The organism is Bradyrhizobium sp., assembly GCF_028868675.1.
Lineage (GTDB): Bacteria > Pseudomonadota > Alphaproteobacteria > Rhizobiales > Xanthobacteraceae > Bradyrhizobium.
In genome coordinates this window covers 1-11,177 of sequence record NZ_JAGWUA010000166.1, presented here as the reverse complement: position 1 = coordinate 11,177, position 11,177 = coordinate 1, and the positions used below count along the sequence as shown (strand labels likewise).

Here is an 11,177-nt window from a genome sequence, read left to right as displayed (position 1 = left end):
TGACGCCGGACTTCCTGCGCAAGGACGGCGCGCTGGAGGTGGTGGCGGCGGCGAGGCCCGACGTCTTCAACCACAATCTGGAGACCGTTCCGTCGCGCTATCTCACGGTGCGGCCGGGCGCGCGCTATTTCCACTCGATCCGGCTCCTGCAGCGGGTCAAGGAGATCGATCGCACCATCTTCACCAAATCCGGCATCATGGTCGGGCTCGGCGAGGAGCGGCACGAGGTGCTGCAGGTGATGGACGATCTGCGCTCGGCCGACGTCGACTTCCTGACCATCGGGCAGTATTTGCAGCCGACCCGCAAGCATCACGCGGTGATGCGCTACGTGCCGCCGGACGAGTTCGCCTCTTACGAGAAGGTCGCCTACACCAAGGGCTTCCTGATGGTGTCGGCGAGCCCGCTGACCCGCTCGTCGCACCATGCCGGCGACGATTTCGCGCGGCTAAAGGCAGCGCGGGCCGCGACAGCCCGCTGAATCGACATGCCCCGATTTTCGAGCAAGCGCCGGGTCAACCACAGCGCGGCAGAGATGTTCGATCTGGTCGCCGACGGCGAACGCTATCCCGAATTCGTGCCGTTCTGCAGCGCGCTCAAGATCCGCCAGCGTATCGCCAAGCCCGACGGCACCGAGGTGCTGGTCGCCGACATGACCGTGTCCTTCAAGCTGATCAAGGAATCCTTCACCAGCCGGGTGACGCTCGACCGGGCGAACCTCACGATCCTGGTCGAGTACCTGCAGGGGCCCTTCAGCAAGATGGAAAACCGCTGGACCTTCGAGCCGAAGGGCGAGGGCGCCTGCGACGTCGGATTCTTCATCGCTTACGAGTTCAAGAGCCGGATGCTCGCAATGCTGATGGGCTCGATGTTCGACGCCGCGTTTGCCCGTTTTTCCGCCGCCTTCGAGAAGCGCGCGGATGCGATCTACGGACGGCAGAAGCCGGCCTAAGAAGCCCGTCGCACGCCGCAGCACGAGCGCGGCGCGCACCGCGCCGTCATCGCGAGGAACTCTTGCGACCAAGCGATCCTTGGATTGCTTCGCTACGCTCGCAATGACGGGATCAGGCTAACCCATCTTTCACGGTTGGCGGAAAAACCTGATTTGAATCAAGGGGCGCACCCCGAAGGTCTCCACTACAGCGCGGGGGCCGGGTAGCGGACTGCTGGCGGTGCCGTCGTAAGGCGTGGCGGCGGCTGAGGCGGCAGTTCGAGCTTGAGCTGACGCAACAGAAGCTTCTGGTCGGCATTGGGCTCGGTGTATCGGGTGAGGACCAGTATGCGGCGGTCGGTGGTCGGAAAGTGCACGTCGAGCATCTGGATGGCGGCCATCTTGTCGAGCACGGCGCGCGGCGTGAGACCGGGAGCGAGCGTCTTCAGGCGGGCGCGCAGCGTGACCTGCAGGCAATAGGCGATGAAAGCGACGAAGATGTGCGCCTCGATACGATGCTCGAGCTGATGATAGATCGGCCGCAGCTGCAGATCATCCTTGAGGTTCTTGAAGGCGGCTTCAATCTCGGTGAGCTGGATATAGAACTGCCACAGATCGGCAGGATCGCGACCGTTGAGGTTGGTGCGCAGCAAATAGCGCCCTTCGCGACGGCGTGCGGCGCGCAACTTGTTGCGGTTGAGCTTGAAGATGAAGGCCGTGCCGCTGTCAGGAATGTCAATATCGAGCAGCCGCCATGCGGCGGGCGCTTTTGCACGCGCGGCTCCGAGCTTCATCAACAGCTCTTTGCGCGTCAGCGTCATACCGACAATCTGCTGCAGCCGCGCCCATAGCCACCTCAGCTTGCGCTGTCGCATGGCGCGTTCCTTGTGGATGCGTGCATGGCTCTGGGCAAAGACATAGGTCTCTTGCTCCTGCGGCAGGAGCTTGACGTCGACGCCCTGGCGCACAGTCTTCCAGGGCTTATCGAGCAGCGCTTTCTCCAGCGTCGAGAGCCGTCCCTTGGGCGTACCGACGAGATAGTAGACCGGAGGATCGGCCTGACGCATCTCCGCCAGCACGGCCTCGGTGGGGATGCCGCGATCCATCACCCAGATCCGTTCGGCTTTGCCGTATTGCGCTTCGATCTTCTGCAGAAAGCCGCGCAATGTCGTGCTATCGGCAGTGTTGCCGGGGAGCACTTCATAAGCGATCGGAAAGCCGTCCGGCGTCACGACAAGCGCGATGACGATCTGCACGCAATCGCTGCGCTTGTCGCGACTATAGCCGTAGCGACGCTTATCGGTCTCGTCGTCCGGCGGCGGCGATTCAAAATAGGTGCTGGTCAGATCATAGAGCAGCACCTCGAACCGCGCGCCAAACAGATCCTGCCAGCGTTGCCGCAAATGCGAAAACAGCTCCTGCTTGTGAGGCAGGATCTTGTCCAGGCAACCATAGAGGCCGTTCTTCGCCGCCAGCGCAAAATCTGCGCCCAACAGATCGGCCATGGCGCTCTGTTCGAACCATTGCCGATGCAATCGCCACTCACTGCCCGGATCGATCAGGCGATAACACACCAACGTTTGCAGAATCTTCTGCCAGTCTCTTCCCTTCCGCGAGGCGGGCAGATGACGTGACCAGAACGCATCAAGCTGCAACTCGTCGTAGAGATGATTTGCCAACCAACAAGCGCCCCATTGCCGCGGCCGATGCAGCTGCATCGCATCAAGCCGCACTTGCACGCCATGTCCTGCCGCTTCTTGCGGCATCGTCTTGTCGGCAGGAAATAACGAAAGCTGCTTGTAACGCTGGGCGTCCTCATCAAAAGCCTCGATCGCGCGGCTCCAGCCGGCGACCTGGCTGTCATTGATCTCACCAAGATAAAGCACCTGCCGCTGCACCACCTTGCCACCGGCGCATCGCCGGTTCTCGACGATGTTCCAGTAGCGGTGATGTTTGCCGTCTTTGAAGCGTCGATTCTCGCGCAAAAACATGATGCACGCGAATCTAGCTGCGTCGCCGCAAGGCCGAAAGATGGCAGGTCTACACTACACGCCGATCTTGCAAATCGGCCATTGATCCGACTCGGCTTCTGCCCCTCACAACTCAAAAAATCGAGCAAACACGCCCGAACCGTGAAAGATGGGCTAATGCCTGGTCTGCTCGAAGACGACCGTGATTCCGGTCGGCTGCGGCTCATGTGCGCGCAGGCTGGTCGCGGTGGCATCGCTCCAGTCGGCGAGGCTGACGACCTCACCGGTCATCGTTTCGCTCTCGATCGGATCATCGGTCGGCTCCAGCACTTTCAGGCCACTGTCGTCGACGAAGAACGTATGCTCTCCGAAGATGTCACAGAGTTGCCCGATTGCGGGATGGTTGTCGGGAAGCACCTGCGCATCAAGCTGCGTCAAAGTCTCCGTCACCTGTCGCGAATCGAGTTTCATGATGCGCTCCTCTTCTTGCGCGCCTGATCAGGTCCGAACAGGAGCGCATGGAAAACGTTCCGCGCGCCGCGCAACAAATCTCGACGACGCTGTTCCCCTGCCAGCCGCGACCGCGCCGCTCAGCCCCGCGGCGGCCGTCTTCGCTTTGCAACGCCGCGCCGCGGCGAGCGGGCGATGCGGGGGCGCAGGCGGCTTGCCGCCGCGCGGCGCGACTTTGCGGCGACTTGCGGGCCGCGGGCGAGCTCCATCAGCATGCGCAGGGCTTCCACCACCGAACGCTGCCGCACCGCGCTGCGGCCGATCGCGCCAAAGCGGTGCTCGCGATGGATGATGCGGCCGTCGCGCGCGGCGGCGGCGAAATGCACGAGGCCGACCGGCTTGCCCGGGGTGGCGCCGCCCGGTCCGGCAATGCCGGTGATGGCAACCGCGAGATCGACGCCGGCGCGCTCGAGCGCGCCCACCGCCATCGCGGTCGCGGTCTCCTTGCTGACGGCGCCGAAATTGACCAGCGTGCCGGTCTCGACGCCGAGCATCGCGCGCTTGGCGTCGTTGGAGTAGGTGACGAAGCCGCGGTCGATCACGTCGGACGAGCCGGGAATGTCGGTCAGCGCGCCGGCGACGAGGCCGCCGGTGCAGGACTCGGCGGTCGCGATCGTCAGCTTGCGCATCCGGCACAAATCGAGCAGCGAGCGGGAGAGGGCGCGTGCGTCGCTGCCGCCCATGGCCTTACGCGCTCCAATTCTTGTCGAACGGCAGACGGATGGTGGCGCTCGCGGTGGCCGCGATGCCTTCCTCGCGGCCGGTGAAGCCGAGCCGCTCGCTGGTCGTGGCCTTCACCGCAATCCGCGAAATGTCGACGCCGGAGATCTCGGCGATGCGCGCGCGCATCGTGTCGCGCAACGGGCCGATCTTGGGCCGCTCGCAGATCAGCGTCACCTCGAGATTGGCGATGCGCCCGCCGCGCGCGGTGACGCGCTCGACGGCGTATTTCAGGAAGCGGTCGGAGGAGGCGCCCTTCCACTTCGGATCGCTCGGCGGGAAGTGCGAGCCGATGTCACCGTCGGCCAGCGCGCCGAGGATGGCGTCGACCAGCGCATGCAGGCCGACGTCGCCGTCGGAATGAGCGAGAAAGCCCTTGGTGTGCGGCACGCGCACGCCGCAGATCATGACGTGGTCGCCGTCGCCGAAGGCGTGCACGTCGTAGCCGGTGCCGGTCCTGATGTCGCCGAGCGCGGCGGCCAGGCGCGCTTCCTCGCGCACGAAATCCTCGGGTGTGGTGAGCTTCATGTTGGCAACATCGCCCTCAAAGGTCGTGACCGTCAATCCCGCCCATTCCGCAATCGCCGCATCGTCCGTGAAATCGGACCGGGCTTCCTTCGCCGCGCGACGATGCGCCTCGAGGATGACGTCGAAACGAAAGGATTGCGGTGTCTGGGCGATTCTCAGGCGTGCCCGTTCCGGCGTCCCCTCGACGGCTCCGGCCTCGCCGATGAGCTTGATGGTGTCGGTCACGGGAATAGTGGGAATCGCTGCGCCGGTGCGCGCTGCCGCCTCGATCGCGCGGGAGATCAGCGCCTGCGAGACGAAGGGCCGCGCCGCGTCGTGGATCAGCACGATGTCCGGCTGGTGCGGGACGAGCGCCTCGAGGCCCGCGAGCACGGAGGCTTGCCGCGTCGCGCCGCCATTGGTCGGCGGCTCGTGGGAGAGGCCCGCCACGGTGGTCGTGAACATCGCGCCGTCGTCGAGGTTGACGACAGGCTGCACCGCGCAAACGTCGGGGTGGCGGCTGAACGATTCCATCGCGCGATAGATCACCGGCTGGCCGCCGATCGTACGGTACTGCTTCGGCCCGCCCGCGCCGGCGCGCAGGCCGCGCCCGGCGGCGACAAGGACGACGGCGGTGCGCTGCGATTTCGCCATGGGACGTGAAACACTCGAGAAATGGTGATTGTCGGGAAAGGCGTGATCGCAGGCCTCTAGCACGGCAGGCCCGCAAAAACAGGGTGTTTCCCCCGGATTGTCAGCAGGACGATTTTGTTGCACTGCACTTGCAACCTGAGAAGAACTGTCTAAACTGTAGGCATGATGCTTGACTGCATAATAATTGTGCGCAAGATAGATCATGTCAGGCGCGATGATGCGCCGCCCAGTGAACGAGACGTCCGTGACCGGCTCGGTTGGAACAAGAGCTAAGCTTTTGAAAATTGGCGATATTGAAATCGCCAACCCGGTTTTCCTGGCGCCGATGTCGGGTGTGACCGACTCACCGTTTCGGCGATTGGCCGCCGAACTCGGGGCTGGCTTGGTCGTGTCCGAGATGACGGCCAGCGACGATCTCGCCAACGGCCATCCGATGTCGCGGTTGCGCTGCGAAGCGACGGGGCTCGGTCCCCACGTCGTGCAGCTTGCAGGCTGCGAGGCCCGCTGGATGGCGGAGGGCGCCCGGATCGCGGAGGCCGCGGGCGCCGACATCATCGACATCAACATGGGTTGTCCGGCGCGCCACGTGACCGGCGGCCAGTCCGGCTCCGCGCTGATGCGCGACCTCGACCACGCCGTCAGCCTGATCGAGGCGACGATCGCGGCAGTCAAAATCCCGGTTACGCTGAAGATGCGGCTCGGCTGGGACGACCGCACCCGCAACGCGCCGGAGTTGGCGCGACGGGCGGAAGCCGCCGGCGTCAAGCTCATCACCGTGCACGGCCGCACCCGCTGCCAGTTCTACAAGGGCGAGGCCGATTGGGATGCGATCCGCGGGGTGAGGGAGGCGACGGCTCTCCCGCTCGTCGTCAACGGCGACATCACTTCGTTCGACACCGCGGTCGCGGCGCTGGAAGCCTCGGGCGCCGACGCCGTGATGATCGGCCGCGGCGCACAGGGCCAGCCCTGGCTGCCGGGCCAGATCGGCCGCCGCCTGCAGGGCGGCACGGTCGAGCCCGCGCCGTCGCTGACCCAGCAGCTCGCCCATATCCGCACCCTCTATGAGGGCATCTGCGAGCTCTACGGCCTGCGCGTCGGCCTGCGCCATGCGCGAAAACATCTCGGCTGGGCGCTCGACGTCGCCGCCGGCGTCACGCGCACGCCGGCCGATCGGCTGAAGGGCTGGCGCCAGAAGATCCTCACCGCGGAGGACCCGCGCCTCGTGCACCGGTCGCTGCAGGATGCCTTCGACGACTTCGCATGGAGCGCCGCTGCATGAGTTCAGCCGCCGAACATCATCGCTCGCCGCCGACCGACAGCGATGCGATCCTCGACGCGCTTCCCAATCCGGTGCTGCTGGTCGGGCCCGATGGCAAGATCGTGGATGCCAACATCGCGACCGAAGCCTTCTTCGACATCTCGACGCAGTTCTTGAAGCGGCAGTCGCTGAAGGAGCTGGTGCCGTTCGGCAGCCCGTTGCTGGCGCTGATCGACCAGGTGCGCTCGTCGAACTCGCCGGTCAACGAGTACAAGGTCGATCTCGGCACCCCGCGGATGGGCGGCGACCGCCAGGTGGACCTGCACGTCGCCCCGCTCACCGAGCGGCCCGGCCACATCGTGGTGATGCTGCAGGAGCGCTCCATCGCCGACAAGATGGATCGCCAGCTCACCCATCGCAGCGCCGCGCGCTCGGTGATCGCGCTCGCCGCCATGCTGGCGCACGAGATCAAGAATCCGCTCTCCGGCATCCGCGGCGCGGCGCAGCTCCTGGAGCAGCAGGCTTCCTCCGAGGACCGCATGCTGACGCGGCTGATCTGCGACGAGGCCGACCGCATCGTCACGCTGGTCGACCGCATGGAGGTGTTCGGCGATGACCGTCCGGTGGCGCGCGGTCCCGTCAACATCCATTCCGTGCTCGACCATGTGAAGCGGCTGGCGCAGTCGGGCTTTGCCCGCAACATCCGTTTCGTCGAGGACTACGACCCCTCGCTGCCGCCGGTGCTCGCGAACCAGGACCAGCTCATCCAGGTGTTCCTCAACCTGGTGAAGAACGCCGCCGAAGCCGTGGTCGACCTCGGTTCGGACGCCGAGATCCAGCTCACCACCGCGTTCCGTCCCGGCGTGCGCCTGTCGGTGCCCGGCCAGAAATCGCGGGTGTCGCTGCCGCTCGAATTCTGCGTCAAGGACAACGGTCCGGGCGTGCCGGAAGACCTGTTGCCCAACCTGTTCGATCCTTTCGTGACCACCAAGCAGACCGGCAGCGGCTTAGGGCTGGCGCTGGTCGCAAAGATCGTTGGCGATCACGGCGGCATCATCGAATGCGAGTCGCAGCCGCGCAAGACCACCTTCCGCGTGCTGATGCCGATGTACAGCACCTCCACCAAGCACAATGATCAAAGCAGTCGCGCCGACCTTGCCGGGAAGCCGTCGCCTGCCTCACAGGGGGCGAAATGAGGAATGACGATGCCCGCAGGTAGCATTCTCGTTGCCGATGACGACACCGCCATCCGCACGGTTCTCAATCAGGCACTGTCCCGGGCCGGCTACGAGGTCCGGCTGACCGGAAACGCCGCCACGCTGTGGCGCTGGGTCAGCCAGGGCGAGGGCGATCTCGTCATCACCGACGTGGTGATGCCGGACGAAAATGCCTTCGACCTGCTGCCGCGGATCAAGAAGATGCGGCCGAACCTGCCCGTCATCGTCATGAGCGCGCAGAACACGTTCATGACGGCGATCCGCGCGTCCGAGCGCGGGGCCTACGAATATCTGCCGAAGCCGTTCGACCTGAAGGAGCTGATCGCGATCGTCGGCCGCGCGCTGGCCGAGCCCAAGGAGCGGGCGGCAAGCCCTGACGACGACGCTGAGATGGAGGGGATCCCGCTGGTCGGCCGCTCGCCGGCGATGCAGGAAATCTACCGCGTGTTGGCGCGGTTGATGCAGACCGACCTCACCGTGATGATCACGGGCGAGTCCGGCACCGGCAAGGAGCTGGTGGCGCGCGCGCTGCACGACTACGGCAAGCGCCGCAACGGCCCGTTCGTTGCGGTCAACATGGCGGCGATCCCGCGCGACCTGATCGAATCCGAGCTGTTCGGCCATGAGCGGGGCGCCTTCACCGGGGCGAACACGCGCGCCTCCGGCCGCTTCGAGCAGGCCGAGGGCGGTACGCTGTTCCTCGACGAGATCGGCGACATGCCGATGGAGGCGCAGACCCGTCTGCTGCGCGTGCTGCAGCAGGGCGAATACACCACCGTCGGCGGCCGCACCCCGATCAAGACCGACGTGCGGATCGTCGCGGCCTCCAACAAGGACCTGCGCGTACTGATCCAGCAGGGCCTGTTCCGCGAGGATCTGTTCTTCCGTCTCAACGTGGTGCCGCTGCGGCTGCCGCCCTTGCGCGAACGCATCGAAGACCTGCCCGATCTGATCCGTCACTTCTTTGCGCTTGCCGAGAAGGACGGCCTGCCGCCGAAGAAGCTCGACACGCTGGCGCTGGAACGGCTGAAGCAGCACCGCTGGCCGGGCAACGTGCGCGAGCTGGAGAACCTCGCCCGGCGCCTCGCCGCGCTCTATCCGCAGGACGTCATCACGGCCTCGGTGATCGACGGCGAGCTCGCGCCGCCCTCGGTGAGTCCAGGTGCAGCCGCGGCGCAGGGCGTCGACAATCTCGGCGGAGCGGTGGAGGCCTATCTCTCCTCGCACTTCCAGGGCTTTCCGAACGGCATGCCGCCGCCCGGCCTCTATCACCGCATCCTCAAGGAGATCGAGATCCCGCTGCTCACGGCCGCGCTCGCCGCCACCCGGGGCAACCAGATCCGCGCCGCGGACCTGCTCGGCCTGAACCGCAACACGCTGCGCAAGAAGATCCGCGACCTCGACATCCAGGTCTATCGCAGCGGGGGCTGATCGCTCACTCCCGCAGCCGCGCGCGCCAGATCGGCTTGAGCGCTTCGAGCACGAACAGCACCGCCGCGGCGGCTCCGAGGGTGACGAACAGGTCGTCGCCGTGCAGCGGCCCGAACCGGAACAGCGAGGCCGCGGCGGGCCATAGCAGCACCGCGCTCAGTGCGGCGGCGATCGGGAGCAGGATCCAGCCGAGCATCGCATTCGGACGACGGAAGGCGCGCACCAGCGAGGCGCTGAAGGAGCGGTTGACCAGCACCAGGCTGAATGTCACCAGGATCAGCGACACGAAACCGAGCGCCCGGGCTTCGTCGTCGGGCATGTCGCGCCAATGCGCCCCGACATAGACGAAGCCGACCACCGCGAAGGCGAACGCGCCCTGGAGCACGCTCCAGACGATGAGCGACCACGAGAACAGCGGCGCATCGGGCGCGCGCGGCGGCCGCCGCATGACGTCACGCTCGTCGGTCTCCGCCTCGAACACCAGCGAACAGACGGGATCGATCACCATCTCGATGAAGGCGATGTGGATCGGGCTGAAGAAGATCGGCAACCCGAGCACGAGCGGCAGCAGCGCCATGCCCGCAATGGGAACATGCACGGCGAAAATGAAGCCCATCGCCTTGCGCAGATTGTCGTAGATGCGCCGGCCCAGCCGGATCGCTGTGACGATGGAGCTGAAATCGTCGTCGAGCAGCACGATCGCCGAGGCTTCGCGGGCGACGTCGGTGCCGCGTCCGCCCATGGCGACGCCGATATGCGCGGCCTTCAGCGACGGCGCGTCGTTGACGCCGTCGCCGGTCATGGCGACGATCTCGCCGTTGCCCTTCAGCGCCTGAACGATCCGCAGCTTCTGCTCCGGCACGATGCGCGCGAAGATGTTGACCTGCCTGACGCTCGCCGCCAGCGCCGCGTCGTCGAGCTCGCGCAGGCGGTCGCCGGTCAGGACGTCGGACATCTCGATGCCGGCCTGGTGCGCGATGGCCTGCGCGGTCGCCGGATAGTCGCCGGTGATCATGACGACGCGGATGCCGGCGGCACGGCAGTCGCTGACGGCCGCCGGCACGCCCTGACGCAAGGGGTCGGCAAGCCCGACGAGACCGAGAAAGCGGAAGGCGAATCCGGTCTGGGATGCCGGAAGCGCCTCACCGCTGTGGCTTGCCGCGGCGATGCCGAGCACACGCAAGCCATCCGCCGCCATGGCATCGACGGCCTGCTGAAGGGCGCGGGTCTCGGGCTCGGCAAGTCCGCACAACCTGGCGATCGCCTCCGGCGCGCCCTTGCTGGCGACCAGGAGCTCGTGGCTGTCCGGCCGCTGCCAGACCTGTGTCATCGCCAGGAGATCGGAACGCAGACCGTAGCTCTGCATGAGGCGCCAGTCGGCATCGGGCAGGCGCTCGCGCGCGCCCCTCGTGTCGCGGGCAAAGGCGTGGAACGCCTTTTCCATGGGGTCGAACGGCTCGGGGGTGCTGGCGAGGAAGCCATGGACCGCGATCCCACCGAACTCCGCCGAGAGGCCGGCCGGGATGTCTGACGTCCGCAGCATCGTTCCGTCGGGCAGCCGCAGTGCGGCGATCCTCATCCGGTTCTCGGTCAGCGTGCCGGTCTTGTCGGTGCACAGCACGGTGGCGGAGCCCAGCGTCTCGATCGAGGCGGCGCGGCGGGTCAGCACGCGCGCCCTGGAGATGCGCCAGGCGCCCATGGCCATGAACACGGTGAGGACGACCGGAAATTCCTCCGGCAGCATCGACATGCCGATGGCGATGCCGGCGAGCAGCGCGTCGAGCCAGCCGCCGCGCAGCGTTCCGTAGAGCACGACGGCGAGAATGCTGACGGCCGCGCCGCCGAGCGCGCACAGCCGCACCAGCCGCGCGGTCTGGGTCTGCAGCCGCGGCGGCTCGGTGTCGAGGCTCTGCAGGGACTGGCCGATCTTGCCGATCTCGCTGCGCAACCCGGTCGCGATCACCTCGGCAAGGCCGCTGCC

Annotated in this window: 10 protein-coding genes; 5 read left to right on the top strand and 5 right to left on the bottom strand. The window is 66.3% G+C overall.

Annotated features, from left to right (window positions below; genetic code table 11):
- A partial coding sequence (locus tag KGM94_RS19110; RefSeq protein WP_300262869.1) for a lipoyl synthase occupies positions 1-479 on the top strand: 479 nt, incomplete at its 5' end.
- 6 nt (positions 480-485) lie between these two features.
- On the top strand, positions 486-950 hold the full coding sequence (locus KGM94_RS19105; RefSeq protein WP_300262866.1) for an SRPBCC family protein: 465 nt from the start codon (positions 486-488) through the stop codon (positions 948-950).
- Between the two features lie 185 nt (positions 951-1,135).
- On the opposite strand, the gene KGM94_RS19100 is transcribed toward KGM94_RS19105, so the two are convergent.
- The 4 genes from KGM94_RS19100 to KGM94_RS19085 all read right to left on the bottom strand — a co-directional run bounded on the left by KGM94_RS19100 (position 1,136) and on the right by KGM94_RS19085 (position 5,290).
- Positions 1,136-2,920 (bottom strand): IS1634 family transposase, encoded by a 1,785-nt coding sequence (locus tag KGM94_RS19100; protein WP_300262863.1) that lies wholly within the window; start codon positions 2,918-2,920, stop codon positions 1,136-1,138.
- A 153-nt stretch (positions 2,921-3,073) separates the two neighbouring features.
- A complete protein-coding gene (locus KGM94_RS19095) occupies positions 3,074-3,370 on the bottom strand; it encodes a hypothetical protein (RefSeq protein WP_300262860.1) in 297 nt (98 codons plus the stop codon).
- Positions 3,371-3,489: 119 nt separating this feature from the next.
- Complete coding sequence (locus KGM94_RS19090; RefSeq protein ID WP_300262857.1) at positions 3,490-4,092, bottom strand: CinA family protein; 603 nt, start codon at positions 4,090-4,092, stop codon at positions 3,490-3,492.
- Between the two features lie 4 nt (positions 4,093-4,096).
- Complete coding sequence (locus KGM94_RS19085) at positions 4,097-5,290, bottom strand: bifunctional 2-C-methyl-D-erythritol 4-phosphate cytidylyltransferase/2-C-methyl-D-erythritol 2,4-cyclodiphosphate synthase (protein WP_300262854.1); 1,194 nt, start codon at positions 5,288-5,290, stop codon at positions 4,097-4,099.
- A 277-nt stretch (positions 5,291-5,567) separates the two neighbouring features.
- Here KGM94_RS19085 and dusB point away from each other — a divergent pair, with 277 nt between their 5' ends.
- From dusB to ntrC, 3 genes are read left to right on the top strand one after another with little or no spacing between them, the layout of a single operon-like run.
- A complete protein-coding gene (gene dusB / locus KGM94_RS19080; RefSeq protein ID WP_300262851.1) occupies positions 5,568-6,569 on the top strand; it encodes a tRNA dihydrouridine synthase DusB in 1,002 nt (333 codons plus the stop codon).
- Positions 6,566-7,744: a nitrogen regulation protein NR(II) gene (locus KGM94_RS19075; protein WP_300262848.1), complete on the top strand. Its 1,179-nt coding sequence runs from the start codon at positions 6,566-6,568 to the stop codon at positions 7,742-7,744. The genes dusB and KGM94_RS19075 overlap by 4 nt, the downstream gene beginning before the upstream one ends.
- A gap of 9 nt (positions 7,745-7,753) precedes the next feature.
- Complete coding sequence (gene ntrC / locus KGM94_RS19070; protein ID WP_300262872.1) at positions 7,754-9,196, top strand: nitrogen regulation protein NR(I); 1,443 nt, start codon at positions 7,754-7,756, stop codon at positions 9,194-9,196.
- A gap of 4 nt (positions 9,197-9,200) precedes the next feature.
- On the opposite strand, the gene KGM94_RS19065 is transcribed toward ntrC, so the two are convergent.
- Positions 9,201-11,177 (bottom strand): cation-translocating P-type ATPase (locus KGM94_RS19065; RefSeq protein WP_300262846.1); only part of this gene is annotated, 1,977 nt, incomplete at its 5' end.